The sequence below is a fragment of the Falsiroseomonas bella genome (genome assembly GCF_003173615.1).
Lineage (GTDB): Bacteria > Pseudomonadota > Alphaproteobacteria > Acetobacterales > Acetobacteraceae > Falsiroseomonas > Falsiroseomonas bella.
This window is the reverse complement of record NZ_QGNA01000003.1, coordinates 649,255-673,091: the sequence shown is the minus strand read 5'-3', so window position 1 is coordinate 673,091 and position 23,837 is coordinate 649,255. Positions and strand designations below refer to the sequence as shown.

Sequence of the window (23,837 nt, the reverse complement as noted above, 5' to 3'; positions counted from 1 at the left end):
TCGTTCAAACAGGCCCTTCGAAGGCCGCCCAGGCGATATGGCTCTCGCGCAGCAGCACCTTGATGCCGGTCACCGCCTTGCCGCCATCGCCGAGCCGCCCGTCGCGGCAGGCGCTGGCGAGCTCCTGCTGGATGTGCAGGCAGAGATACTCGGTGGTGGTGTTCTTGCCGGCGAAGACCGGCTCGGCATCCAGGTTGCGATAGTCGATCGGGGCGAGCACCGCGCGCAGCACGTCCTTCGCCAGGCCGATGTCGATCAGCAGGTGCAGGTCGTCGAGCTTCGGCGCACAGAACTCGGCTTCGACGACGAAGGTCGCGCCGTGCAGCCGCTGCGCCGGGCCGAAGGCCTCGCCGCGGAAGCTGTGCGCAATCATGATGTGGTCGACGACGGTCAGGCTGAACATCGCAGGCGCTCTCTCACTCTATATATAGGTGACGACGGGACAGAGAGGTTGGGGCGCGCCGGCATCCGGCAACAGCACCGACCCGATCCGCGCCGGCAATTCGGCGAAGGGGATCTCCGGCCCGAGCAGCGCGTCCAGGCGGTCATCGGCCAGCAGCGACAGCGCGAGCGCCATCCGCTCCCCATGCGTGCGGTGCCCGCGCATCGCCGGCGCCACCGCGCCGACCTGCGTCGAGACCAGCGACAGGCGCTTCGCGTGGAAGGCCTCGCCGAGCGGCAGTTCCACGGCGCGGTCGCCGAACCAGGAGGCCTCGACGATCCGCCCCTCGAAGCCGCAGCGCGTGAGTGCGAGGCGCAGCCCCTCGGCGCTGGCCGAGGCATGCACCACCAGGTCGCGCTCGCCCGGCGCATCCTGCGGCGCGCAGAAGCGGGCGCCGAAGCGCTCGACCAGATCGCGGCGCGAGGCATCGAGGTCGCAGACGACGAGGTCGAGGCCCGGCACGCGCGCCAGCAGGAAGGCCACCAGCAGCCCGACCACGCCCGCGCCGATCACCAGCGCACGCTCGCCGACCAGTGGGCGCGCATCCCACAGCACGTTGACGGCGGTTTCCATGTTGGCCGCCAGCACGGCACGCCTGTCCGGCACCGTGTCGGGGACCGGGATGCACATGGCGGCGGGCGCGAGGAAGGCGTCGTGGTGCGGATGCAGGCAGAAGACGCGGCGGCCGCGCAACGCGGACGGGCCCTCCTGCACGAGGCCGACCGCCGCGTAGCCGTAGGAGACGGGGAAGGGGAAGCCGCCCTGCATCAGCGGCGCGCCCATCGCGCCCCACTGGCTTTCCGGCACGCGGCCGGTGAAGACGAGGCGCTCGGTCCCGCGCGAGATGCCGCTCGCGCGCGTGACAACCAGCGCCTGGTCGGCGGCCGGGGCGGCGAGCTCCGCCTCGCGGATCTCCCCGCGCCCAGGCGCGACCGTCCAGAAGGCGCGCGCCTTCATGCCGCGCAGACCTTCGGCCGCGCGCGGTCCAGCGCCGCGTCGCAGAGTATGTCATCGCCGATCGGCCAGATCCGCCAGGCGAAGCGCAGCCCGTCGGCGATGCGCGTCGCCTCGGGCAGGCTGAAGGCGGGAATGCCGGAGCCGAGGATCACCGGCGCGATCGTCACATGCAGCCGGTCGAGCAGCCCCGCCGCGAGGAAACCCGACACGGTCTGCCCGCCGCCTTCCACGAAGATCCGCCGCAGCCCTCGCGCGGCCAGCGCGCGCAGCAGCGCCGGCAGGTCCAGCCCTTCGCCGGCGCGCGGGATGCGCAGCACCTCCGCCTGGCCATGCGAGGGCGGACCATCGGTCGCCGCCACCAGGAGCGTCGGCGCCGCGCCGTCCCGAAAGACGCCATGCGTCGCCGGCAGCCGGCGCGCGGGATCGAGGATCACGCGCACGGGATTGGGCCCCGCCACGTCGCGCGTGGTCAGCCGCGGATCGTCGTGCCGCACCGTGCCGGCGCCGACCAGCACCACGTCGCACAGCGCGCGCAGCCGGTGCGTGTGCAGGATGTCGCCCGCGCCGCCGATCCATTGCGAGGCACCGCCCGCCGTGGCGATGCGCCCATCGAGGGTCTGCGCGAGCCGACCGATCACACGGCAGCCATCCGCCGCGGTGGGCGCGGCGAGCACCGGCCCGAACAGGTCGCCGAGCGGCGTCGCCGGTACGGGCGCGCCATCCCGCGCCGCGAGCAGCGCGGCCCAGTCCTGGTCCTGCTGAGGGTGATCGGCCATGCGGCCGCAGCTATGCCGAAGCGGCGCGCCCTCGGCAATCGCAGGTCTGGCGCCTCACGCCCGCGACAGCACCGAGACCGCGGCGCCGCGCCCCTCCTTCATGCGGCCGCGCGCACCATAGGTGCCGGGGCCGGGCGGTCGCGCCGCGCCGGCGATGGTCTCGATCACGCGCGACTGCAGCGCGATGGCGCGTTCGAGCAGCCGGCGGTTCTCCGCCGTCAGGTCGCGCAGCCGCGCTGCGACCTCCTCGGCGCGCGCGCGCTCCCCGCCCTCCGCCCGCGTGCCGAGCTTCTGCGCGGCGGCGAAAGCGGCGGCGAAGGCGTCCGCCGCCTGGCGCTTGCCGCCGGCGAGCTCGCCCGCCGCGGCGAGGTCGAGCCGGGCGAGGGCCTCGTTCTCGGCGCGCAGCGCCTCCATCAGGCGCTGCGCGGCCTGCATCACGGCGTCCATCATGCGCTTCGTCCTCCTTCCTGGGCCCGCAGCAATTCGCGGAACACGGCATCGCCGATGCCGAAGCCGCCGGTGCGGGCGATGTCGCGGGCGATCGCGTCCACCAGCATGGGCCGCCACTGCGCCTCCGCCTGGCCGCCGCCGAAGGGGCCGTCGGTCGGCAGCGCGGCAAAGACCGGCTGGAACATGGCCGAGACGGCCTGTGCCTCGAATTCCTGCGAGAGGCGTCGCAGCGTGCCATGCGCCGCCGGCGGCGACTGGCTCAGGGCATTCAGCGCGGTCATGGCTCCGTCTCCCTCATCTCACTTCGAGTTCCGCCTGCAGCGCGCCGGCGGCCTTGATGGTCTGCAGGATCGTGATCAGGTCGCGCGGCCCGACGCCGAGGCTGTTCATCCCCCGCACCAGGTCGTCCAGCGTGACCGTGCCGCGCAGGATGCCCATGCGGCGCTCGGCCTGGTCGTCCACCTCGATGTTGGTGCGCGGCACCACCGCCGTCTGGCCCTGGGCGAGCGCATTGGGCTGCACCACCTGCGGCGTCTCCGTGATGCGGATGGTCAGGTTGCCCTGCGCGATCGCAACCGTGCTGATGCGGACATTCGCCCCCATGACGATGGTGCCGGAGGCTTCCTCGATCACCACGCGCGCCACCTGGTCGGGCTGCACGCGCAGCTGCTCGATCTCCGCCAGCAGGCCGACGGCGTCGCGCCCGCCGATGTTGAGCGAGACGGTGCGCGGGTCGGTCGCCACAGCCATGCCGCTGCCGCCGAAGCGGTTGATCGCGGCGGCGATGCGCCGCGCCGTCGTCAGGTCCGGGTTGCGCAGCGAAAGCCGGATGCGGTCGCCCTGGGCGAAGCGGAAGGCGACCTCGCGCTCCACCACCGCGCCGGAGGAGATGCGGCCCGCCGTGGGCACGCCACGGGTGACGCTGCCCGCCGCGCCGCGCGCCGCGATCGCACCCGTGGCGACGGTGCCCTGCGCCACGGCATAGACCTCCCCGTCGGCGCCGAGCAGCGGCGTGACCAGCAGCGTGCCGCCGGTGATGTTGGTGGCGTCGCCAAGCGTCGAGACAGCGACGTCGATCCGCGTGCCGGGGCGGGAGAAGGCCGGCAGGTTCGCCGTCACCATCACCGCCGCGACGTTCTTGGTGTCGAGCCGGGCTTCCTGGTCGCGCGTGTTCACGCCGAGCCGCTCCAGCACGCCGATCAGCGACTGGCGGGTGAAGACCGCCGAGCGCAGCCGGTCGCCGGTGCCGTTCAGCCCCACCACCAGCCCGTAGCCGACCAGCTGGTTGTCGCGCACGCCCTCGACATCGGCGATGTCCTTGATGCGCACCTGCGCCGACGCCGGCGCGACGAGCGCCGGCAGCGCGGCCAGCAGGCAGCCAAGCGCGGCGCTGGCGATGCGCCGCAGCCGCGCGCTCATCTTCGGGCAAGGAATTTCGGCCACGCTCCCCTCCAGGTCGCACGGCGCGTCATCGGCGCCGCAGCCGGGTGCCGGGCAACCGGCGTGCCAGGGCTGGGGGCCGAAGGCACGGCAAGTCCTGCCGGGATCGCGGCAGACGGTGCCGGCAGGGCGGCAGGAGAGGGCCATGAGAGCGGACAGGACGTCGGCGTGAGGGGAATCGGTGGGGTCTTCGCCGCTGGCGTGGCGGCGGCGCGGCGCGGCGCGCGCCCGGGGTCCGGATTCGCGCTGCCGGAGGCCCGCTCGGCGGCTTCCACAGCGACCTCGGCGAGCGCGGGGGTCGCGGCGCTGCTCGCGGTGCAGGACGAATCCGCCGGCTCGCGCGGGCGGCGCCAGGCGCCGCTGCAGCGCGCCGCGCTGGCGCTCGAGGAGCTGCGCGGCCTGCAGCTCGACCTGCTGCGGGGCGGCGACGATCCGGCGCGGCTCGCCCGGCTCGAGGCACTCGCGGAAGCGTCGGAGGAGGCGACCGAGCCCGCGCTGCGGTCGTTGCTCGCGCATGTCCGGCTACGCGCGCGGGTGGAACTCGCCCGTCGGCATGCGCAGAAAGCAGGCGCCGCGCCGCCCTGAACGCCGTTTGCCGCGCGGCTTCGCGGCATTCGGGTGAAAATGCGCGAAGATCAGCGACTTGCCGTGGAGACAGGGCTTGTCTCTGCCCCAGTGTCGCCACTATGGTCCGCCCGCCTTCGCCGGCCGGGCGCCGGGCCATGGCCGAAGGAGGTTGGGGAAGTGTGCCATGCTCGTGACCTTGCCGCCGGACTACCGACCGTCGTCCGACGAAGAGTTCATGAATCCCCTTCAGCTCGAATATTTCAGGCAGAAGCTCTTGCGATGGCGGGGAGAGTTGTTGCGCGAGGCCGGCGAGACGCTGCACAGCCTCGGTGAGGGCGGCATTGCCGAGGCGGACCTCACCGACCGTGCGAGCGTCGAGACCGACCGTGCGCTGGAACTCCGCACGCGGGATCGCGCGCGCAAGCTGATCTCGAAGATCGACCAGGCGATCGAGCGGATCGAGAACGGCACCTACGGCTATTGCGAGGAAACCGGCGAGCCGATCGGCCTGCGCCGGCTGGAGGCGCGGCCGATCGCGACCCTCTCCATCGAGGCACAGGAGCGCCACGAGCGCATGGAGCGCGTGCACCGGGACGATTGATCCCGGCGCTGCGCGGCGCCGAGGTGCCGCGCTACGCCTCGCGCCGGCGGGCGCGCTCGACCACGCGGCGGGCGCGGATGCCTGCCCGCACGGTCCAGACCACCAGCTTCGACAGCGCCTGCATGTCGAGCGGCATGCCGCGCCGCCAGACATCCATCAGCAGCACGATCCGCACCGCGTCGCTCTCGTTGCGCACGCCGTGGCGGAAGGTGTCGTCCCACAGCAGCGCCTGGCCTTCCTCCAGCCGCAGATCCTGCCCGTCCACGGACAGGACCGCGGCCGGGCGCCCGAGCGCGTCGCGCGGCATGACCAGCGGCAGGTAGAAGCGCAGCACGCCGCGCACCGGCCCGCGATGCTCCGGGATCACCTTGCGCGGGGCGAGGAAGGAGACGGAGGCGGAGAGCACCTCCGGCGTGGCGCGGAGCAGGCCTGCAAGCGTGGGGCAGAGGCGCATGTTCTCCGGGAATTCCACGCCATAGGCCTTCAGCAACAGCAGGCGCCAGTCGCGTCCGTCGTTGGAGGAGATTTCGGCCTGCTCGGGCATGATCTCGTGGAAACGTGGCACCCGGGCCAGGCCCTGCGCCACGGCCAGGGCCTCGTCGCGCAGGTCGCGCCACGCTTCGGCGAAGCGCTGGCCTTCCGGGAAGAGGCGGTCCATCGGCAGGATCGCGGGCGCCTCGATCCGGCTGTCATAGAGCCTGCGGATCGCGCCGGCGGCGTGCTCATAGAGGTCGAATGTCGTGTCCATCGTGGCGTCCCCCTTCCCGTGCTGGGGAGGCGGCAGGGCGCGGCCAGAGGCCGACGGCACTGAAGGCGAGAGCCGCCACCAGGCGCCAGGCGCCGACCGGCCGGGCGGCGGGCCGAATCGGAGGCGTATTCGCCGCCGACGCGCCGACTGTCCCATCCTTGACGTGTTCCGCGTCCAAGCCGCCCGTCCTCCGAGTCGGAAGGCTGCCGCCCGGGGTGTCAGCGGAGCGTCCGTGCCGCGGCAGTGGGCGTGTACGGGCGCGTCAAATACCCGTCAGCGCTGGGAACGCGGCAGCGGGACGGGATCACGAATCCGTTTGAATGCGTCAGTCCTAATGTTTAAGCTTCGAGGCATTCCGGCGTTCGGGGCCACGCATGTCAGCGAGCGACACGCAATCAGCCCGGCTTGCCCTGCGGCTGCTCGGGCCGTTCCGGCTGTCGATGGGGGAGGAGCGGCCCGATCAGTCCTTCGGGCCCAAGGTGCAGGTGCTGCTGGCCTATCTGGCAACGCGCCGAGGCGTGCCGCAGCACCGTGACCGCGTTGCGACGCTGTTCTGGGCGGATCGCGGGCAGGAGCAGGCGCGGCACAGTCTGCGCCAGGCGCTGCTGACGCTTCGCCGCGGCCTCGCGGCCGCCGGCGCAGACCCGGTCGTGACCGATGCCGGGTTCGTCGCGCTCGATCCGGCCGCCGTCACGACAGATCTCGAATCCTTCGAGGCCCTGGCCGCGCGCGACGATCTCGACTCGCTGCGGCAGGCGGAGGCGCTCTGGGCGGGCGACTTCCTCGAGGGACTGGCGGTCTCCTCCGAGCTGTTGGTCGAATGGCTGGAACGCGAACGGGAACGGCTGCGCTCGCTGGCCTGCGACCTCAGGCTGCGCCTGGCGCGCGCGCTGGCGGAGGCGGGCGAGACGGGGGAGGCGATCGCCGCGGCGCGCCGCGCGCTGGCCATCGACCCGGCGCTGGAGGAGGGCCACCAGCTCCTGATGCAGTTGCTCCCGTCGGCGGGCCACCGCACGGCGGCGCTGCGGCAATACCAGATCTGCGCCGCGGCGCTGGTCCGCGAGCTCGGCGCGAAGCCCTCCGCCGAGACCGAGCGGATCGCCGCCGCGCTGCGCAGCGAGCATGCGCCGGCCGCGCGGCCCGTCGGCTCGCCCCAGCCCGGGCGCCGGGCGGCGCACTCCGCTCCGCGCCATCGCCGCGCCGCCTGGCTGTTCGCCGGCGGCGTTGCTGCACTGCTGCTCGTGCTGGCGATCCTGCTCGCGCCCACGCGGACCGCCGAACGCGTCCCGACGCCGCCGGCGGCATCCGGGGAAAGCCAGCGCTGACGGCGCGGCGTTCGCTCGTCAGGCGGCCGCCGGCTTCGGCTTCCGGCGCGGCGCCGGCGATTTCCGCGCGGGCGGTTCCGGCGCGGATGGCGCCGCGGATCGGCGCGCCGGCGGGGGGCGTCCATCGAAGTTGAAGCGCGTGACGCGCGAGGACCAGAAATGCAGGTCGCTTGCGAGGCGCTGCTGGTCCGCGACGGCGTGGCAGAGCGCGCGGGCGGCGCCGACCGCGGCGGCTTCCTCGGGCGGCGCGGCTTCCAGGGCGGCATCGAGGGCCGCGAGGGAGTCTGACGCGGGCGTCGCCTGCAGGCGTGCGATGAGCGCGCCGGTGGCGCGCGGCGCGCCGGTGGAGAGTGCCAGCAGGATCAGCGCCGCGTCGTAGCTGCCGGCCTCCCCGCCTTCCAGCGCGAAGCCGCGGCGCTCGGCGGGCGAGAGGCTGGCCTTCAGCAGGCGATAGAGATTGGCGAAGCGCTTCGCGCGGCGCGGCGAGGCGCCGATGGCCGCGGCCATGTCGAGAAGCCTGTCGCGCTCCGTGGGTCCGAGCACCAGCGCTTCCGCGACGGCTTGCGGTTCCGGGATCTCCGCTTTGGCTGCCGCTTGGGCGGGTGTCGCCTCCTCCTCCTCTGGGCCGGCGGCATCGGCGGGTTCGTCGAGCGGCTTGTCCGGCGTGGCCTGCCCCGCCTTCGCGTGCGTCGTGCTCGCGCCGCCCCCGCTGGTGTCGCTCGCGGCGGACGGACCATCCGTGCCGACCGCACCCTCCAGCAGGCGCCGGCCGGCCGCGGCATCCATCGGCGGCAGCCAGAAGGGAACTTGAAAAACCTTCTCCAGGTAGTCGATCGGGGAGGCGATGCCCGGGCCCTCGCCGAGCTGCTTCGGATAGCGCTCATGCAGCGCCTGCGCGACCCAGCGCACATCCACGCCGACCACCGCGACGAACAGCTTGAAGGCCAGCAGCAGGTGCACCGCCTCCAGCACCTCCACCACGCGCGCCGGCGGGCAGCGGTCGAGGTCGTCGATGTAGAGCACGATGCGCTCCACCGGCGCCTGCGCCTGCACCGCGCTTTCCTGCGGGTGCACCTGCTCGAGAATCTCCTGCAGGCGCTCGAGGTCGGTGCGGATGGTGTGGACCAGGCCGAGATGCCGCTGGTAGTCGCCCTCCGCCAGGCGCTGCGCGACGAAGCGCTTCAGCCGCTCGGCCGAGACGGATTGCTTCAGCTCCTCCTGCGCCTTGTCCACGGCGGCCTGCGCGGCCTGGAATTCGGCGCGGCGGCGGGCGGCCTCGGCTTCCGCCTCGCTCGTGGCGCGGCGCGCGGCGAGGAGTTCGGCCTCGTGTTCCGACAGGCGCTGCGCCTGCCGCGCCTCCACCCGCTCCCGGATGCTGCCCAGCAGCGCGAAGGCGCGGGAGGCGTCGGCCATGTGGCGCTTCGCCCAGGCGAGCGCGGCGCCGAGCGCGGTGGTGGCGGTGCCGAGCAGCGTCACCACGGTGGTCATGGTCGCCGCGATCTCCGCGCCGCGCGCCTCCAGTTCCTGCGCGAGGCCGACCAGCAGCACGAGTGCGATCAGCGTGAGCAGCACGCCGAGAATCAGCCGGTCCTTCCGGATGCGCGCATTGGCCAGCCAGCCGAGCTGGCCCATGCCACGCGCCGCGCTGGAATGCGCCTCGTCCAGTAATTCGCGCACGGCGCCGAGCTGGGTCTGCAGCGCCGCCGTCGTCGTCGCCGCGCCGGTCGCGGCCTTGGTGAGCGCCGGAACCTGGTCCGCAAGCTCCGGCCGGCCGAGATAGGTCGCGGCCTTGGCGACGCTGTCGCCGACGCTGCGGATCCAGGCCTCGGGACTCGCCTGCCCCTCGGGCGGGCCGAGCTGCGCCAGCGCTTCCTGCTGCACGGCGCGCAGCACATCGGCGGCGCTCGGCAGGTTGCCCTCGCTCGCGCGGCGGGAGGCGAGCTGCTGGTCGGCCTGCCGCATCGCGGCCTGCGCCTCCACCAGCCGCCGCTCCGCCGCCTGCAGCCGCTGCTCGGCCTCGATCTTCTCCGCCTCGCGCAGCTTGAGCTGGTTCAGCATCAGCTCGAAGGGCGCGGTCGCCGGGTCCTTGGGCTTCAGCTCGCGCTCCAGCGCGACGAGGATGGCGTGGACGAGGCTCGCCCAGAGATTGCCCTCGGCATAATGCCAGGCGTTGAACTCGATCTGCACGATGCGGCCGAGGAAGGGCGTGGGCTGCTTCCGCGCCGCCGCGTCGCGCCCGGCCTGCTCGAACTCCCGCACGGCGGCGCGGATCATCGCCATGAAGAAGGACTTGCCCGAGCCCCAGGGGCCGAAGACCGCGATGGAAAGCGGCGGCCGCTGCTCCCGTGCCGCCATCAGCGCGCCGAGTGCGTCGGCGTAGCGCCGGATGTCGAGCGTGTCGTCGCCGCGCGGATCGGCCGGGATCACGTCTGGCCGGGCGGTCGCGATCATCGGCAGGCTGCTGCCGATCAGCAGGCTGCGCCAGGCGGCGTGGTCGTCGCGCGGATGCCGGTCCCGGATGATCCGCGCCATCGCTTCGCGCAGTACGTCGATATCGGCGCCGGCCTCGGTGAGGCGGATGCGCGCGTCGCTCGCGCGGTCGGTGCCGTCGGGCATGCTGATGAGGGCCGCGAGCAGGTGGCGCGCACCGACCGGGGCGTTGCCGGAGGTGCGCCCCGCGATGAGCCGCGCATCGTCGAGGATCGGCTGGGCATTGTTGCTGAGCGGCGGGAAGCTGTCGCCCGCCGCGGCGACCGCGGCGGCGAGGTCGGCCGGCATGTCGAAGGCCGCATCGCGCACGGCGGCATAGCCGCCGTCATGATCGAGCATGCCGCGCAGCATCTTCGCGAGCTCCGCATCGCCGGGGGGCAGCAGCCGCTGGGATTCCGCGATGGCGACCATCAGGCCGGAGGAGCGCAGCAGCGCGCGCCTGGCTTCCTTGCGGCGGCCGGCGAGGACGAAGGCGAGGCGGAGGATGGCGGAGGCGGGCGCGTCGTAGCCGGGCAAATCGGTGGACGTGGGGGATGATGCCGTCTGGTCCGGCGCCGGGCTGGCCGTCGAATCGGGCGGCGTCGAGCCCGGCAGCAGCGCCGCGACCCGCCTTCCTTCCTCTCCGGACAGCCCCCAAACCTGCGCCTGCGTCACATGGGCGCGTGGGATGTCGAACAGGTAGCTGGCCATGATGTCGGCGGGCTCGGCCGGCGTCGTGCTGCCGGTGCGCCGCGCATGCAGGCTGGCGGCCGAGGTGAGCACGAGTGTTGCCGATGCCGACAGCATCGGCCGCCCCGAGGGCCAGCCGCGTTCCGGCGATGCCGCCACCTCGCGGGCGATGCGGTCGATCGCGGAACGGGAGAGCTCGCCCTTGCCCTTCAGCATCTCCGCGACGCGCAGCGCGCGGCGTGCTTCCACCTGCCAGTCCTGCTTCGCGCTCAGCCGCGCGAAGAGCAGGCCGAGCAGCAGCGTCGTGTAGCTGACGAAGACGTCGTCCTGGATACTCTCCCCGATCCAGGCGGCTGCGCGCACAACCTCGACCGTCTCCGCCGAGAGCGGCACGGGGAAGTCGGGCACATCCGTGGGCGGCGGCTGCATGGCGTCGCTCCCGTCCTGTTCCGGGACGATAGCGAGTGGGCGGCGCGCCTGGCTACCCGCTGAGATCCGGCACCGGATCGTCCAGCTCGGGCGGCGGCTGCGCCAGCGGATCGCGGGCCAGCAGCCGCGCGTCGTTCTCCGCCACGCGGCCGACGCGGTTGTCCACCGGCCAGATCGCCAGGTCCTCCTCGGGGCAGGGGACCATCAGTTCCAGCAGGTCTTCCGGCTCCGCGGGCTCGGCGCCGAGCCAGGCATCCCAGGTCTCGGGCGCCAGGATCACCGGCATGCGGTGATGCACCAGCGCCTGCTTGCCGTTCGCCTCCGTCGTGATGACGGTGAAGGTGCGCAGCCACTCGCCTTCCGGCGACTTCCAGCCTTCCCACAGCCCGGCGACGGCCATCGGTTCGCCGGACGCGAGCGCGACCGCATAGGCCTGGCGCGAGCCGTCCTCCGCCTTCCGCCATTCATAGAAACCGTCCATCGGCACCAGGCAGCGGCGCTTCGCGAAGGCGTCGCGGAAGCTCGGCTTCTCCGCGATACCGTCGCCGCGGGCGTTCATCAGCTTCGCCGCGTCCTTCGTGTCCTTCGCCCAGCGCGGCACCAGCCCCCAGCGCAGCGGATCGAGGTGCCGCTCGCCGCTGTCCGGATGGCGCCGCACGACCAGCGAGGTCTGCGTCGGCGCCACGTTCCAGGAGGGCGGGTGGTTCGGCGTGGGGTTCGTCGTCTCGAAATACCGGGCGAGGCCGGCCGGGTCGCGCTGCAGGAAGAAGCGGCCGCACATGATGTGTCCTCCGTGCGGGGTCAGCCCGCCGAGACCGACTTCGCCCAGGCGAGGAAGACGAAGAAGCCCGCGATGCCGAGCACGATATGCGCGAACAGCACCAGCTCGCCCCGCGATTTCGATCCGCGCGCCAGTTTCCACGCGCCCCAGCCCGCGGCGGTGGCGATGCCGACCAGGGCGATCGGGATGAAGCCAGCCGGTCCCGGCAGGCTTGGCGGCGGCGCGGCGATGACGGCGGCCAGCACCAGCCCGCTCGCCGCCAGCGCGGCGATCAGGTGCAGGTCCTTCAGCCGCTTGCGTCGCGCCCGCATCAGATACAGCGCCCCGGTCGCGAAGCCGAGCGCGATGGTCGCCACCAGCGCGACGATCGCCGCCGTGTTCATCCGCACCCTCTCCCGCCCCGGTTCCGGCCCCTTACGAAGGGGGCACGGCGCCGGCGTCAAGATCAGAAGGGCAGGATGGTGTCCAGCACCTCCTGGCCGTAGCGCGGGCGCTGCACGTCGCTGATCGTGCCGCGGCCGCCATAGGCGATGCGCGCTTCCGCCAGCCGGTCGTGCCGCACCGTGTTGTCGCTGGAGATGTCCTGCGGGCGGATCACGCCGCTGACCGTCAGGTCGCGCAGCTCGCTGTTGACCCGCACCTGCTGCCGTCCGGTCACCACCAGGTTTCCGTTCGGCAGCACCTGCGCCACCGTCGCGGCCACGCGGAGCGTCACGCTCTCGTTGCGGCGGATGCTGCCGCTGCCATTCGTGTTCTGCGCGCCGCGCGTCTCCACCAGCCGCGACGGATCGATGGTGTTGGGGAAGATGCGGGTGAAGCTGCTCTCCAGCCCGAGGATGCGTGGGATGCCGAGCGAATCCGTGCCCAACCGCTCGCGCTCCGTCTCGTTGTTGAGCTGCGCGCGGTCCTGGATCGAGACCAGGATGGTCACCAGGTCGCCCGGCTGCGCCGCGCGCTGGTCGCGCAGGAAGGTCCGGCTGCCGGGGCGCCAGAGCGAATTCGCGGTCACCACCGGCGTTTCCAGCGCGGGCATGGGCATGCTCACCTGCCGCCAGCGCGGGTCGCTGGTCGGGTTCTCGATGCCGGCGAGGACCGGCGGGCGCCCGACCTCGCTGAGCCGCTCGCAGCCGGCAAGGACCAGCGCGGCGAGTAGCAGCGCACTTCTGTTCATCGCGGGGGCCCCACGCGTACGCGGCCGCGCGCGACGGCTTCCGCCTGCACGACCGTCCGGCTCGACAGGTTCATCACCGGCACCGTGCCGCCGCGCGGGGCGGCGGCCATGGCGCGGCCCTGGGCGCTCAGCGTCATGCCCGGGATCTCGTAGAGCATCGTCACGGTCTGCCCGCGCTCGATCAGCATCGGCTGCGCCAGGTCGGCCAGCAGCAGCGGCTGCTCGGCCGCGGCGGGGCGGCGCAGCGCCTGCCCGAGCACCGCCTCCGTCGCCTGGGCGGCGCCGGGACGCAGGCGGGAGGCGGGGACGCGGATCAGCCGGACGTCCTCGGCGTCCAGCACCTCGCCGGCGGTGAGCCGACGCGCCGCGACCAGCATCGGCGCGGTGCGCAGGGCGCGTCCGGCCAGGCGCAGGCGTTGCGTCGGCGTGCCCTCGGCCATGATGGCGAGCGTCGCGACGAAGCGCGCGCCCGCGAGATCCAGCACGGCCCCCTCCACGGCGAGCTGCACGAAGCCGCCCTCGGGCACCATCGGCGGCGCGAAGCCGGGGAGCTCGATCTCGTCCTCATCCTCGAGCCCCTGGCCGCGCAGCGCGGCGCGGAGCGCGAGCAGGACCTCGTCATGGGAGAGCGCGCGGCCCGGCCGTTCCAGCACCACGCGCTCGGCGCCCATCGGGCGCCAGTCCAGGCCGTTGGCCCGCGCGATGGCCTGCAGCTGCGGCGCCTCCACCACCAGCCGCGCACCGGGCGCGGGCGCGGGGCCGAGCACCACATCGGCGCGCGGGCCGGCATTCTCGAACAGGTCGGAGAGTCGCACGACGGCGTCCTGCACCACGGCAAAGGGCCGCGGCCCCGGCTGCTCCGCGCGCAGCGGCGCGGCGGCGAGAAGCGCGAGCACGAACAGAAGATACCGCATGGCCGTCACCGCAGCCGCGAGAGGGTGGAGAGCATCTCGTCGCTCGCGGAGATGACGCGGCTGTTCATCTCATAGGCGCGCTGGGCGGTGATCAGGCTGGTGATCTCCTGCACGACATTGACGTTGGAATTCTCGACGAAGCCCTGCAGCACCTGGCCGAAGCCCGGCGTGCCCGGCGCGCCCTGTTGCGGATCGCCCGAGCCTGGCGTGGCCAGCAGCATGTTGTCGCCGATCGCCTCCAGCCCGCCCTCGTTGGCGAAGATCGCAAGCTGGATCTGGCCGACATTCTGCGGCTCGATCTGGCCGTCGAGCTTCGCCAGCACCTCGCCATTGGCGTTGATGGTGACGTCCACCGCATTGGCGGGGATGGTGATGCCGGGCTGCACGACGAAGCCGTCGGCCGTCACCAGCACGCCTTCGGGCGAGAGGGCGAAGGTGCCGTCGCGCGTGTAGGCGGTTTCACCGGAGGGCAGCTGCACCTGGAAATAGCCGTTGCCCCGCACCGCGATGTCGAAGCGGTTGCCGGTCTGGCCCAGGCTGCCCTGTTCGGTGATGCGATACACGGCGCCGGTCTTCACGCCGAGGCCGATCTGCGCGCCGGAGGGCAGCACCGATCCCGTGTCGGCGCTCTGCGAGCCGACGCGGCGGAGGTTCTGGTACAGCAGGTCCTGGAACTCGGCGCGCCGGCGCTTGTAGCCGGTCGTGCTCATGTTCGCGATGTTGTTGGAGATGACCTCGACATTGGTCTGCTGGGCCATCATGCCGGTGCCGGCGATGTGAAGGCTGCGCATCTTAGTGTGCCCTCAGGCGCCGGGCGGCCGCTCCGCGGCCTTGGCTTGCGCGCAGGCCACGGGTGCGCCGGGCTATGCTGCTGGTTTGTGCGCGGCGGCCGTTCGGCCGCTCGGTCGCCTGCGGCGACCGCCAGTTCTGATGGTTGTCGGGATTCATCGTTGTCGTCCTCACCGGCGCCGGAGGATGCGTTCGACGGCGCTGCCGAGGCGTTCGCCTTCGCGCTCGGCCATCTGCGCGACGAACTGGAAGTGGCGCATGTCGTCGGTCAGCCGCGTCATCTCGAGAACGGGGCGGACATTGCTGCCCTCCACCGCGCCCTGCACCACGCCCGGCGCCGCCACGGGCTCGGGCGGCATGTCCTCGGGCGCGGCGAAGTTGCGGTCGCCTTCGGCCGTCAGGCGCTGCAGGTCGGCAAAGCGCACGATGCGCAGCTGGCCCGCCGGCCCGTTCTCCGTCAGCACGGCGCCGTCGCCGCGTATGTCGATGCGCGACGTGTTCGGCTCCAGGCGCAGCGGCTGACCGCCGGCGGCCAACACCTGGTTGCCCTCGGCGTCCACCACGCGGCCCTGGCCGTCCAGCGTGAAGCGGCCGGCGCGCGTGTAGCGCTCGCCGCGCGGCGTCTCCACCGCCAGGAAGGCCTCCTGGTCGGACAGAGCGAGGTCGAGCGGATTGCCGGTGCGCGTCAGCGGCGCCGGCGTGGCGTCCCGCCAGGTGGCCCGGTCCTGCGCGAAGGCCAGGTCGCGGCCGCCCCGCGGCGCATCGGCCCAGAGCTGCCGCTCCAGCACGGCACCGAAGAGCGGGCGATGCGCGCGATAGCCGGGCGTGTCGGCATTGGCCATGTTGTTCGCCGTCACCGCCGTCGCGCGTTGCGCGGCGATCAGGCGTGACAGGACGATATAGCCGGGGCTGTCCATGCGGCGTGCTCCGATGCGTCGCCAGCCGTTCCGCAAGGCGCGTGCCAGCCGGCGCGGCGCTTTCCGCGGCGTCGGCTGCCGCGCGCCCGGCAGGTTTTTCCCTGTATCGGCAAGCGGCACGCGCCATCGAAAGCATCCGTTAACCCAGCCCGCCCAGGATGCGCCGCGTCGGCAGGAGGCGGATGGAACGGGCCATGGCGGCCGCGAAGGAGGAAAAGAAGCCGGAGGGCGAGGCCGGCGAGCCCAGGAAGGGCGGCGGCAAGAAGAAGCTGCTGCTGCTCGCGCTGCCGCTGCTGTTGATCGGGCTCGGCGCAGGCTTGTGGTTCGGCGGCATCCTGCCGCCGCTGCTCGGCATGGGCGCGAAGCCGGCCGACGCGACCGAGGAAGCGGCGGCGCAGCCCCCGCCCGCGCCGACGCCGGCCTTCGTGGACCTGCCGGAGATCGTCTCCAACCTCAACGTGCCGAACGGCCGCCGCGCCAGCTTCGTGCGGCTGCGCGCCAAGCTCGAGATCTCCGATTCCACGCAGGTCGCGGCGGTGACCGAGGCGATGCCGCGCCTCGTGGACCTCTTCGCCACCTATCTGCGCGAGGTGCGACCGGACGAGCTGCGCGGCTCCGCCGGGTCGCACCGCCTGCGGGAGGAATTGATCGCGCGTGCCTCCATCGCCGCGAGCCCCGCGCGCGTCACCGACGTGCTCTTCGTGGAGATCCTGGTGCAATGAGCGGCGAGGCGGGGGAGGGCGAGAACCAGGAGGACCTCGCCGCCGCCTGGGGCGCGGCGCTCGACCAGGAGCAGGGCGGGAAGGGCGCGGAGGGCGAGGCGCCGACCTCCGGCGAGGCGACGCGCGTGCTGAACCAGGCCGAGATCGACAGCCTGCTCGGCTTCGATGCCGGCCCCTCGCGCGAGAGCGCGATGTCCGGCATCGAGCGCATCATCTCCTCCGGCCTCGTCGCCTACGAACGCCTGCCGATGCTGGAGATCGTCTTCGATCGCCTGGTGCGGCTGATGACGACCACGCTGCGCAACTTCACCTCCGACAATGTCGAGATCTCCATCGACGTGATGGCCTCGCAGCGCTTCGGCGACTACCTGAACTCCATCCCGCTGCCGGCGATGCTGGCGGTGTTCCGCGCCGAGCAGTGGGACAATTACGGCCTGATCGTGGTGGATTCCGCGCTGATCTATTCGGTGGTGGACGTGCTGCTCGGCGGGCGGCGCGGCACGGCCGCGATGCGCATCGAGGGCCGCCCCTACACCACCATCGAGCGCACCCTGGTGGAGCGCCTGATCGGCGTGGTGCTGGGCGACCTGAAGGCCGCCTTCGAGCCGCTCTGCGAGGTGGATTTCCGCTTCGACCGGCTGGAGGTGAACCCGCGCTTCGCCGCCATCTCCCGCCTGTCCAACGCCGCGGTCGTCAGCCGCATGCGGATCGAGATGGAGGATCGAGGCGGCCGGCTGGAAGTGCTGCTGCCCTACGCCACGCTGGAGCCGGTGCGCGAGCTGCTGCTGCAGCAATTCATGGGCGAGCGCTTCGGCCGCGACAGCATCTGGGAGACCCACCTGGCGGAGGAACTGCGCCAGACCGACGTCGCGCTGGATGTCGTGCTCGACCAGCAGGTGATGCCGCTGAGCCAGGTGCTGGGGCTGCGCGTCGGCGACCGCATCCTGCTCTCCACCCCGCCCGGCGCCCCCGTCTCGCTGCGCTGCGGCGATGTGGCGCTGTTCGAGGCCGAGCTTGGCCGCCGGGAAAGCCGCCTCGCGGTCAGGATCGACAAGGTGCGCCCGGTGCCGCCCACCCCGACGGAGGATGCCGCATGAGCCTGCTGGAATGGGCTGCGCATGCCACGCTGCTGGCCCTGTTGCTGGTAGTGATCCCCTTCGCCTGGCGGCTGGAGCGGCGGATCGCGGTGCTGCGCGGCGCCGGCGGCGACCTGCAGAACGGCGCTGCGGACATCGCCCGCGCCACGGAAGCCGCGGAGGCGGCGCTGGCGCGGCTGCGCGCGACCGCCGAGCAGTCCGGGCGCGCGGTCGCGGAGCGCGTCGCGACCGCCGAAAAGCTGCGCGACGACCTGGCCTTCCTGACCGAGCGCGCGGAGGTGCTGGCCGATCGCCTGGACGGGCTGGTGCGCCGGGCGCGGCCGATGGCGGGCGACGCGCCTGCCCCGCCCGCCGCCGCGCCCGAGCGCGCGGCCCGCAGCGAGGCGGAACGCGAATTGCTGCGCGCGCTGCAGGGCCTGCGCTGAGATGCCGCGCATCGGGCTGCTGCGGCTCGGCATCGGCGCGGCGGCGCTGCTGGTGCTGATGAAGGCGGAGCGGCTTGCAGCGCCGTTCTGGGCTGCCGCGCCGAGACCGGTCGCCTCTGCTGCCGCGCAGGCGCCGCCAGCCGCGCCGGCGCCGCCACCCGCCGCGCAACCGGAGGCGCCGCCGCCGGCCGAAGCCGCCGCCGAACGCGCGGTGCTGGAGGCGTTGCGCGCGCGCCGCGCCGAGATCGAGGCGCGGGAGCAGGCCGCGGCGCAGCGCGAGGTGATGCTGGCCGCCGCCGAACGGCGGCTGATGACGCGCGTGGAGGAACTCACCGCCCTGCAGGGGCGGCTGGAGGCGCTGGAGCGGGAGCGCGCGGCGCGGGAGGATGCCGGGCTGCGCGGGCTGGTGAAGCTCTATGAGGGGATGCGGCCGCGCGACGCGGCGGCGATCTTCGACGATCTCGACATGCCCGTGCTGCTCTCGATCGTGGACCGCATGCGCGAGGCGAAGGCCGCGCCGGTGCTCGGCGCCATGCGGCCGGATCGCGCGCGTGCCCTGACGGCGGAACTCGCGCGGCTGCGGGCGGAGCGGGTGGAACAGCAGGCGGCGCGGCGATGAGGGAACTGCGTCTTCGCGATGCGTTCATCAGCGCCGCGCTAGCTCTCACGGCCGTGCCGCGGGGCGCGCGGCGCTGGGCAAGAGGGTAACCGGAACGCATGGACAAGCGCATGTCCGTCCTGATCGTGGACGACTACAAGACGATGCTGCGCATCATCCGCAACCTGCTGAAGCAGCTCGACATCGAGAATGTCGAGGAGGCCTCGGACGGGGAGGAGGCGCTCAGCAAGCTGCGCGCCGGCAATTTCGGCCTGGTCATCAGCGACTGGAACATGGCGCCGATGACCGGCCTCGACCTGCTGAAGGAGGTGCGGGCCGATCCCCGTCTGAAGCACACGCCCTTCATCATGATCACCGCCGAGAGCAAGACGGAGAACGTGGTCGCGGCGAAGCAGGCGGGCGTCTCCAACTACATCGTCAAGCCGTTCAACGCCGAGACGCTGCGCGAGAAGATCGAGAAGGTGATGGTGCATGCCTGACGGCATCGCCCCCGGCGCGGCGGACGCGCCCACCAGCGAGAGGATCGAAGCGGCCGTCCGGCAGGTGCTCGGCAGCATGGCCGGCGACCTGACCGCGACCGAGGCCGCGCTGCTGGCCGAGCTGGAAGGCCTCGGCCGCACCGTCGCCCGCGCGAAGCAGGAGATCGCGCGGCTGAAGGTGGACGACATCACCGGCAGCCACATCCCGAGCGCGACCGACGAGCTGGACGCGATCGTGGACCACACCGCGCAGGCGACGAACGAGATCCTCGATTGCTGCGAGGTGCTGGAGACGGTGTCGGCCCGCGTCGGCAAGGCGGATGCGGAGGCGCTGCAGGGCGCCATCACCCGCATCTACGAGGCCTGCAGCTTCCAGGACATCACCGGCCAGCGCATCGGCAAGGTGGTGACCGCGCTGAAGGCGATCGAGGCGCGCGTGGCCGACGTGACGGGCAACTTCCTCGAGGGCCGCGCGGCGCCGGAGCCGGAGGCCGAGGTGACGGAGGGCCGCCGCCTTGCCGAAGGCCCGCAGCTGCCGGGCGCGGCGGTGAGCCAGGCCGAAATCGACCGCCTGCTGTCGGAGCTCTGATCCCATGCGCCGTCTCGGCCTGCTGCTGCTGCTGGTCCTGCTGCTGCTGCTGCCCGAGGCGGCCTCGGCCGAGGCGCGCGTTCGGATGCGCGTGGGCGATCACCCGACGCATGGCAGGCTGGTCTTCGACTGGCCGGAGCGCGTCGGCTACGCGGTCGAGGAATCCGAAGGACGCGTGGTGCTGCGCTTCGCCGCGCCGGCCAGCTTCGACGCCAGCGCGGCACGCCGCCCGCCGCGCAACATCCGCGCCATCGCGGCGGAAGGCGACACGGCGACGGTGACGCTGGCGCCGGGCGCGCGGGTGCGGGTGTTCCGTCTCGGCAACCGCGTGGTCGTGGATGCGCAGAACCCGGCGCGCGCCGCGCCGGCTGCGACGCCTTCCGCGGCGCCGCGTGCTTCCGCCACGCCGCGCCCAGCCGCGCCGGAGCCGCCGCGGCCGGCCGCCGTCCAGCCCGCGCCGGCCGCACCGGTGCATTCCGCGCCGGTGCAATCCGCGCCGGTGCAGCCTGCTCCGGTGCAGCCCGCGACCGCGCCGGAGCGCAGTGCGCCGCCCGCCGCCGAGGTCGCGCAGGCGCCGCCCGCGCGCCCGGTGCAGGCCGCGCCCGGCCGCCTTCTGGTGCCGGCCTCGGCCGAGGTCGGTGCCGCGCTCTTTGCCCGGGGCGATGCTTGGTTGCTGGTGCTGGATGCGCCGGTCTCGCTCGACGATGCCGCGCTGCGGTCGGGGCCGCTAACCGGAACGCAGATCAGCCGCGGCGAGCACGCCACCTTGCTGCGCCTGCCGCGCGCCGCCTTCGCAACGCCGCTGGTCACGCGCCATCGCGATGGCTGGTTGCTGGAGCAGGTGGAGGCGCCGCCGACGCTGCGCTCGATCCGGCCGGATATCGAGCCCGGCCCGCCGGCGCGCCTGCTGCTGCGCGCATCGCGCGCCGCACGCAGCGTCGCGGTGCTCGACCCCGAGACGGGCGGGGCGCTGCTGGTCGGCACGGTGCGCGAGGGCGGCGAGGCGACGCCCGCCGGCCGCCGCGCCGCAGCCTTCGAGGTGCTGCCGACGCGCCTCGGCGCCGCCATCCTGCCGCGTGCGGACAGCGTGACGCTGCGCGCCTTGCCGGCCGGCTTCGCCGCCGATCCCGGGCCAGGCGTCGCGCTGGCGATGGGCGCGGAAGCCGAGGCCGCGGACGAGGCTGCCGCGCTCTCGCGCCTGTTCGACCTGCCGTCGGAGCCGCTCGCCGCGCTGGTGCAGCGCGAGCGCAATGCGAATCTCGCCGTCGCCGGCGCGCCGCCGCTCGGCCGCGGCCCGCCGCGCCTGCGCGCCGCGGAGGCACTGCTCGCCCTCGGCCTGGGACCGGAAGCGCAGGCGATGGCGGCGCTGGCGATGCGCGAGGATCCGCGCGCGGCCGAACAGCCCAGGACGCGCGCGCTGCATGGCGCTGCCGCACTGGTCGCGGGCCGATTGAACGAGGCCGACGGCCTGCTCGATCCACGCCTGCCGGAGAGCGACGAGATCGTGCTGTGGCGTGGCTTGCTGGCCGCCGCGCGCGGCGAGGACGGGGCTGCTGGAATCGCCGCCTCGCTTCCGATCCTGCGCGCCTGGCCGGAGCCGCTGCGCGACCGCCTGGCGCCGCTCGCCGCGATGGCGCTCGCGGAGGGCGGCGAGACCGTCGCGGCACGCCGCTTGATTGCGGGCCGGGAGGACGATCCGGCCTTTGCGCTGGCCGAGGCACGGCTGCGCGAAGCCGGCGGCGATTCGGAGGGCGCGCTTGCCGGCTACGACGCCGTGGCGCGCGGCCGCGATCGGCTCGCGCGCGCGATCGCGATGCGCCGCGCGGCGGAGCTTCGGCTTGCGACCGGCGCGCTGGATGCCGCCGGCGCGGCGGCGGCGATGGAGGCGGTGCTCGCGGCGTGGCGCGGCGATGCGCAGGAACTGCGCGCCCGCACGCGGCTGGCGGAGCTGCGCCTCCAGGCCGGCGCGCCGCGCGCTGCCTTCGACGCGCTGCGGGAGGCCGAGCAGGCCTTCCCGCAGGCTGCCGCGGAACTGCGCCCGAAGCAGGCCGCCGCGCTGCTCGCTGCGATCGAGACCGAGCCGCCGGTCGCCGCCGTCGCGCTGTTCGACACCCATGCGGCGCTGCTGCCGCCCGGCGCTCCGACCGAGCAGGCGTTGACCGCACTCGCCGAGCGCCTCGCCGCGCTCGACCTGGTGGATCGCGCGCGTCGCGTGCTGGGTGGCGCGCTGGCGCGGGCGGAGAGCGACGAATCGCGCGCCCGCATCGGGCTGTCGCAGGCCAAGCTCGCGCTGAACGCCGGGGATGCGGCCGGGGCGCGCAAGGCGCTGGAGGACACCACGGCGGCGGCGCTGCCGGAGGAGTTGCGCGTCGCGCGCCTGCGCGCCGAAGCGCGCGCCCTGTCCGCGCTCGGTGCGCATGACCTGGCCGCGGCGCGTCTGCGCGAGGCGGGGCGGGAAGCGCTGCCTGAGCTGGCCGAGCTGCTCGCCGCGCGCCAGGACTGGCCGGGCGCGGCGGCGGCCATGCAGGCGCATCTCGCCGCCACGCTGCCTGCGTCTCCGGCGCCGCTGGAGGAGGAGGCGCGGCGCCAACTCGCCCGCGCCGCCGCACTGCTGGCGCTGGCCGGCGACGAGGCCGGGCTCGCCGCGCTGCGCGCCGCCGAAGGTTCACGCATGGAGGAAGGCGCCTTCGCCGAGGCCTTCGCGCTGATGACGGCCGGCCGGATCGGCGGCATCGGCGACCTGCCGCGGCTGCGGCGGGAGCTGGAGGTGGCCCGCCTGCTACCCGCCCAGCTGGAGCGGTTGCGGCCGGGCAGCGGGGCGGCAAGGTAAGTCTCCGGCCTCCCCCCGGGGGCGGCCGGTGAAGCCCCGCGTCCCCATCGGGGGGAACCCGCGTTTTTTTCGGCCCGGGGGTCCCGATTTCCCTTGCGCCCCCGTCCCCCTTGCCCCATATGCGCGCCCCGTTGACCCCACGAGGTGCCGCCTATCGCGGCCACCAAGGTCATCTGCTGGCTGGAAGGAGCCTCGTTCATGGAAGCTCTCGTCCAACCGGGGATGGTCTCGGATATGCCGAGCGACACCCGGAACGACATCGACCACGGGTCGGTCGAGAAGGACTACTTCATCAACCGCGGCGGCCTGCGCTTCGCCGGCGTCCACCTGATCGTGGACCTCTGGGGCGCGACGCGGCTGGATGACCCCGACCACATCGACGCCGTCCTACGGGAGGGCGCGCTCGCGGCCGGTGCGACGATCCTGCACGGGCACTTCCACCACTTCTCGCCGAATGGCGGAGTGTCGGGCGTGCTGGTGCTGGCGGAGAGCCACATCTCCATCCACACCTGGCCGGAGCGCGACTACGCCGCGATTGACATCTTCATGTGCGGCGAGTGCGACCCCGCCAAGGCGATCCCGGCGATCAAGAAGGGCTTCCAGCCCGAGCGCGTGCAGCTCGCCGAGCACAAGCGCGGCCTGATCGGGTAAGCGCTTCGCGCCGTTTCGTGATAAGGGGCCGGGCCGAAGGGTCCGGCCCTTTTTCTTGCCAGCCACTCGTGACAGCGGAATGACAGAGATGCCCACCGATTCCTGGGTGAACGAGACGCTCTACGCCGAATGGGGCCAGCGCTTCCTGGTGAAGCGCGAACTGGCGCGCGTGAAGTCCGACTTCCAGGACATCATGCTGTTCGAGAGCCACACGCATGGCCGCGTCATGCTGCTCGACGGCGTGGTGCAGATCACCGAGATGGACGAGTTCGTCTACCAGGAGATGATCGCCCATGTGCCGCTGCTGGCGCATGGCGATGCGAAGCGCGTGCTGATCATCGGCGCGGGCGATGGCGGCGTGCTCAAGCGCGTCCTCCAGCACCGCAACGTCGAGAAGGCCGTGATGGTCGAGATCGACGGCGAGGTGATCCGGCTGGCCAAGGAATTCATGCCCGGCATCGCCGGCGACGCCTGGACCGATCCGCGCGCCGAGGTGATCGTCGGCGACGGCATCGACCATGTCCGCCAGGCGCCCGCCGGCAGCTATGACGCGATCATCGTGGACAGCACCGATCCCATCGGCGTGGGCGAGGTGCTGTTCACCGACGAGTTCTATGCGAATTGCGCCCGCATCCTCACCGATCGCGGCCTGATCGTGAACCAGTGCGGCGTGCCGGCGATGCAGGCCGAGGAGCTGCGCGACACCTCGCTGCGGCGCGCGAAATCCTTCCCGGATGTCTGGGCCTATGTCGCGGCGGTGCCGACCTATGTCGGGGGCTACATGACGCTGGGCTGGGCGGCGAAGGATGCCGCGCTGCGGACGGTGGACGCGGCGGAGATCCGGCGCCGCGCGGATGTGGCGGGCGTGCTGGACACCACCGGTTACTGGACGCCCGAGATCCATGTGGGCGCCTTCAACCTGCCGCCCTACATCGCCCGGCACCTGCCGCGGCGCTGAC

The 23,837-nt window shown here is 73.2% G+C and carries 26 protein-coding genes; 12 read left to right on the top strand and 14 right to left on the bottom strand.

The features are described from left to right. Positions 1–4 precede the first annotated feature (4 nt). The 6 genes from DFH01_RS15790 to DFH01_RS15765 are packed head-to-tail and all read right to left on the bottom strand — an operon-like array spanning position 5 to position 4,044. Positions 5–403, bottom strand: a complete 399-nt coding sequence (locus DFH01_RS15790; protein ID WP_109871397.1) for a 6-pyruvoyl trahydropterin synthase family protein — start codon at positions 401–403, stop codon at positions 5–7. Positions 404–421: 18 nt separating this feature from the next. After that, positions 422–1,399, bottom strand: coding sequence for a zinc-dependent alcohol dehydrogenase (locus DFH01_RS15785; protein ID WP_109871396.1), 978 nt, complete (start codon positions 1,397–1,399; stop codon positions 422–424). Continuing rightward, entirely contained in the window at positions 1,396–2,175 is a 780-nt protein-coding gene (locus DFH01_RS15780; RefSeq protein WP_109871395.1) for a RibD family protein, read from the bottom strand. The genes DFH01_RS15785 and DFH01_RS15780 overlap by 4 nt, the downstream gene beginning before the upstream one ends. A gap of 54 nt (positions 2,176–2,229) precedes the next feature. Then, the gene (locus DFH01_RS15775; protein WP_109871394.1) at positions 2,230–2,625 is read right to left on the bottom strand and encodes a flagellar export chaperone FlgN; all 396 of its coding nucleotides are present in this window, start codon (positions 2,623–2,625) and stop codon (positions 2,230–2,232) included. Further along, positions 2,622–2,906, bottom strand: a complete 285-nt coding sequence (locus DFH01_RS15770) for a rod-binding protein (protein WP_109871393.1) — start codon at positions 2,904–2,906, stop codon at positions 2,622–2,624. Before DFH01_RS15770 ends, DFH01_RS15775 begins: the two co-directional genes overlap by 4 nt. Before the next feature lie 13 nt (positions 2,907–2,919). Next, complete coding sequence (locus tag DFH01_RS15765; RefSeq protein WP_109871392.1) at positions 2,920–4,044, bottom strand: flagellar basal body P-ring protein FlgI; 1,125 nt, start codon at positions 4,042–4,044, stop codon at positions 2,920–2,922. 189 nt (positions 4,045–4,233) lie between these two features. On the opposite strand from DFH01_RS15765, the gene DFH01_RS28245 reads away from it, so the two are divergent. Next, positions 4,234–4,650, top strand: a complete 417-nt coding sequence (locus DFH01_RS28245; RefSeq protein WP_158287780.1) for a flagellar assembly protein FliX — start codon at positions 4,234–4,236, stop codon at positions 4,648–4,650. A gap of 166 nt (positions 4,651–4,816) precedes the next feature. Continuing rightward, positions 4,817–5,233, top strand: coding sequence for an RNA polymerase-binding protein DksA (gene dksA / locus DFH01_RS15755; protein ID WP_109871391.1), 417 nt, complete (start codon positions 4,817–4,819; stop codon positions 5,231–5,233). Positions 5,234–5,264: 31 nt separating this feature from the next. Here dksA and DFH01_RS15750 read toward each other — a convergent pair whose 3' ends face one another. Continuing rightward, the gene (locus tag DFH01_RS15750; protein WP_109871390.1) at positions 5,265–5,981 is read right to left on the bottom strand and encodes an aspartyl/asparaginyl beta-hydroxylase domain-containing protein; all 717 of its coding nucleotides are present in this window, start codon (positions 5,979–5,981) and stop codon (positions 5,265–5,267) included. A 374-nt stretch (positions 5,982–6,355) separates the two neighbouring features. Between DFH01_RS15750 and DFH01_RS15745 the strand changes: the two genes are divergently transcribed. After that, positions 6,356–7,306 (top strand): AfsR/SARP family transcriptional regulator, encoded by a 951-nt coding sequence (locus tag DFH01_RS15745; protein WP_109871389.1) that lies wholly within the window; start codon positions 6,356–6,358, stop codon positions 7,304–7,306. A gap of 18 nt (positions 7,307–7,324) precedes the next feature. Here the strand turns inward: DFH01_RS15745 and DFH01_RS15740 are convergent, their stop codons facing one another. The 7 genes from DFH01_RS15740 to DFH01_RS15710 form a co-directional block, all read right to left on the bottom strand. Further along, positions 7,325–10,894 carry a P-loop NTPase fold protein gene (locus DFH01_RS15740; RefSeq protein WP_109871388.1) on the bottom strand — a complete coding sequence of 1,190 codons (3,570 nt, stop codon included), beginning with the start codon at positions 10,892–10,894 and terminating at the stop codon, positions 7,325–7,327. 52 nt (positions 10,895–10,946) lie between these two features. After that, complete coding sequence (locus tag DFH01_RS15735) at positions 10,947–11,675, bottom strand: SOS response-associated peptidase (protein ID WP_109871387.1); 729 nt, start codon at positions 11,673–11,675, stop codon at positions 10,947–10,949. Between the two features lie 20 nt (positions 11,676–11,695). After that, positions 11,696–12,058, bottom strand: a complete 363-nt coding sequence (locus DFH01_RS15730; protein ID WP_109871386.1) for a hypothetical protein — start codon at positions 12,056–12,058, stop codon at positions 11,696–11,698. 62 nt (positions 12,059–12,120) lie between these two features. Then, entirely contained in the window at positions 12,121–12,846 is a 726-nt protein-coding gene (gene flgH, locus DFH01_RS15725) for a flagellar basal body L-ring protein FlgH (protein WP_109871385.1), read from the bottom strand. After that, on the bottom strand, positions 12,843–13,760 hold the full coding sequence (flgA, locus tag DFH01_RS15720; protein WP_109871384.1) for a flagellar basal body P-ring formation chaperone FlgA: 918 nt from the start codon (positions 13,758–13,760) through the stop codon (positions 12,843–12,845). The genes flgH and flgA overlap by 4 nt, the downstream gene beginning before the upstream one ends. A gap of 5 nt (positions 13,761–13,765) precedes the next feature. Beyond that, positions 13,766–14,551, bottom strand: a complete 786-nt coding sequence (gene flgG / locus DFH01_RS15715; protein WP_109871383.1) for a flagellar basal-body rod protein FlgG — start codon at positions 14,549–14,551, stop codon at positions 13,766–13,768. A gap of 168 nt (positions 14,552–14,719) precedes the next feature. Beyond that, the gene (locus tag DFH01_RS15710) at positions 14,720–15,466 is read right to left on the bottom strand and encodes a flagellar hook-basal body complex protein (protein WP_109871382.1); all 747 of its coding nucleotides are present in this window, start codon (positions 15,464–15,466) and stop codon (positions 14,720–14,722) included. Between the two features lie 194 nt (positions 15,467–15,660). Between DFH01_RS15710 and DFH01_RS15705 the strand changes: the two genes are divergently transcribed. The 9 genes from DFH01_RS15705 (at position 15,661) to speE (ending at position 23,836) form a co-directional block, all read left to right on the top strand. Continuing rightward, on the top strand, positions 15,661–16,188 hold the full coding sequence (locus DFH01_RS15705) for a flagellar basal body-associated FliL family protein (protein ID WP_109871657.1): 528 nt from the start codon (positions 15,661–15,663) through the stop codon (positions 16,186–16,188). Continuing rightward, positions 16,185–17,285 carry a flagellar motor switch protein FliM gene (gene fliM / locus DFH01_RS15700; protein WP_109871381.1) on the top strand — a complete coding sequence of 367 codons (1,101 nt, stop codon included), beginning with the start codon at positions 16,185–16,187 and terminating at the stop codon, positions 17,283–17,285. The genes DFH01_RS15705 and fliM overlap by 4 nt, the downstream gene beginning before the upstream one ends. Next, positions 17,282–17,710, top strand: coding sequence for a DUF6468 domain-containing protein (locus tag DFH01_RS15695; protein WP_109871380.1), 429 nt, complete (start codon positions 17,282–17,284; stop codon positions 17,708–17,710). Before fliM ends, DFH01_RS15695 begins: the two co-directional genes overlap by 4 nt. A gap of 1 nt (position 17,711) precedes the next feature. Further along, a complete protein-coding gene (locus tag DFH01_RS15690) occupies positions 17,712–18,329 on the top strand; it encodes a MotE family protein (RefSeq protein ID WP_109871379.1) in 618 nt (205 codons plus the stop codon). Positions 18,330–18,427: 98 nt separating this feature from the next. Beyond that, the gene (locus DFH01_RS15685; protein WP_109871378.1) at positions 18,428–18,808 is read left to right on the top strand and encodes a chemotaxis response regulator CheY; all 381 of its coding nucleotides are present in this window, start codon (positions 18,428–18,430) and stop codon (positions 18,806–18,808) included. After that, positions 18,801–19,397: a protein phosphatase CheZ gene (locus DFH01_RS15680; RefSeq protein ID WP_109871377.1), complete on the top strand. Its 597-nt coding sequence runs from the start codon at positions 18,801–18,803 to the stop codon at positions 19,395–19,397. Before DFH01_RS15685 ends, DFH01_RS15680 begins: the two co-directional genes overlap by 8 nt. A gap of 4 nt (positions 19,398–19,401) precedes the next feature. Continuing rightward, complete coding sequence (locus DFH01_RS28240) at positions 19,402–22,227, top strand: hypothetical protein (protein ID WP_158287779.1); 2,826 nt, start codon at positions 19,402–19,404, stop codon at positions 22,225–22,227. A 198-nt stretch (positions 22,228–22,425) separates the two neighbouring features. Further along, complete coding sequence (gene speD / locus DFH01_RS15670) at positions 22,426–22,878, top strand: adenosylmethionine decarboxylase (RefSeq protein ID WP_109871376.1); 453 nt, start codon at positions 22,426–22,428, stop codon at positions 22,876–22,878. 88 nt (positions 22,879–22,966) lie between these two features. Next, complete coding sequence (speE, locus tag DFH01_RS15665) at positions 22,967–23,836, top strand: polyamine aminopropyltransferase (RefSeq protein ID WP_109871375.1); 870 nt, start codon at positions 22,967–22,969, stop codon at positions 23,834–23,836. The last annotated feature ends 1 nt before the right edge of the window (position 23,837 follow it).

Bases quoted from the DNA above. Each gene is read 5' to 3' on its own strand.
- DFH01_RS15790 (WP_109871397.1), bottom strand. From the start codon at position 403: ATGTTCAGCCTGACCGTCGTCGACCACATCATGATTGCGCACAGCTTC.
- DFH01_RS15785 (WP_109871396.1), bottom strand. From the start codon at position 1,399: ATGAAGGCGCGCGCCTTCTGGACGGTCGCGCCTGGGCGCGGGGAGATC.
- DFH01_RS15780 (WP_109871395.1), bottom strand. From the start codon at position 2,175: ATGGCCGATCACCCTCAGCAGGACCAGGACTGGGCCGCGCTGCTCGCG.
- DFH01_RS15775 (WP_109871394.1), bottom strand. From the start codon at position 2,625: ATGATGGACGCCGTGATGCAGGCCGCGCAGCGCCTGATGGAGGCGCTG.
- DFH01_RS15770 (WP_109871393.1), bottom strand. From the start codon at position 2,906: ATGACCGCGCTGAATGCCCTGAGCCAGTCGCCGCCGGCGGCGCATGGC.
- DFH01_RS15765 (WP_109871392.1), bottom strand. From the start codon at position 4,044: ATGAGCGCGCGGCTGCGGCGCATCGCCAGCGCCGCGCTTGGCTGCCTG.
- dksA (WP_109871391.1), top strand. From the start codon at position 4,817: ATGCTCGTGACCTTGCCGCCGGACTACCGACCGTCGTCCGACGAAGAG.
- DFH01_RS15750 (WP_109871390.1), bottom strand. From the start codon at position 5,981: ATGGACACGACATTCGACCTCTATGAGCACGCCGCCGGCGCGATCCGC.
- DFH01_RS15745 (WP_109871389.1), top strand. From the start codon at position 6,356: ATGTCAGCGAGCGACACGCAATCAGCCCGGCTTGCCCTGCGGCTGCTC.
- DFH01_RS15740 (WP_109871388.1), bottom strand. From the start codon at position 10,894: ATGCAGCCGCCGCCCACGGATGTGCCCGACTTCCCCGTGCCGCTCTCG.
- DFH01_RS15735 (WP_109871387.1), bottom strand. From the start codon at position 11,675: ATGTGCGGCCGCTTCTTCCTGCAGCGCGACCCGGCCGGCCTCGCCCGG.
- DFH01_RS15730 (WP_109871386.1), bottom strand. From the start codon at position 12,058: ATGAACACGGCGGCGATCGTCGCGCTGGTGGCGACCATCGCGCTCGGC.
- flgH (WP_109871385.1), bottom strand. From the start codon at position 12,846: ATGAACAGAAGTGCGCTGCTACTCGCCGCGCTGGTCCTTGCCGGCTGC.
- flgA (WP_109871384.1), bottom strand. From the start codon at position 13,760: ATGCGGTATCTTCTGTTCGTGCTCGCGCTTCTCGCCGCCGCGCCGCTG.
- flgG (WP_109871383.1), bottom strand. From the start codon at position 14,551: ATGCGCAGCCTTCACATCGCCGGCACCGGCATGATGGCCCAGCAGACC.
- DFH01_RS15710 (WP_109871382.1), bottom strand. From the start codon at position 15,466: ATGGACAGCCCCGGCTATATCGTCCTGTCACGCCTGATCGCCGCGCAA.
- DFH01_RS15705 (WP_109871657.1), top strand. From the start codon at position 15,661: ATGGCGGCCGCGAAGGAGGAAAAGAAGCCGGAGGGCGAGGCCGGCGAG.
- fliM (WP_109871381.1), top strand. From the start codon at position 16,185: ATGAGCGGCGAGGCGGGGGAGGGCGAGAACCAGGAGGACCTCGCCGCC.
- DFH01_RS15695 (WP_109871380.1), top strand. From the start codon at position 17,282: ATGAGCCTGCTGGAATGGGCTGCGCATGCCACGCTGCTGGCCCTGTTG.
- DFH01_RS15690 (WP_109871379.1), top strand. From the start codon at position 17,712: ATGCCGCGCATCGGGCTGCTGCGGCTCGGCATCGGCGCGGCGGCGCTG.
- DFH01_RS15685 (WP_109871378.1), top strand. From the start codon at position 18,428: ATGGACAAGCGCATGTCCGTCCTGATCGTGGACGACTACAAGACGATG.
- DFH01_RS15680 (WP_109871377.1), top strand. From the start codon at position 18,801: ATGCCTGACGGCATCGCCCCCGGCGCGGCGGACGCGCCCACCAGCGAG.
- DFH01_RS28240 (WP_158287779.1), top strand. From the start codon at position 19,402: ATGCGCCGTCTCGGCCTGCTGCTGCTGCTGGTCCTGCTGCTGCTGCTG.
- speD (WP_109871376.1), top strand. From the start codon at position 22,426: ATGGAAGCTCTCGTCCAACCGGGGATGGTCTCGGATATGCCGAGCGAC.
- speE (WP_109871375.1), top strand. From the start codon at position 22,967: ATGCCCACCGATTCCTGGGTGAACGAGACGCTCTACGCCGAATGGGGC.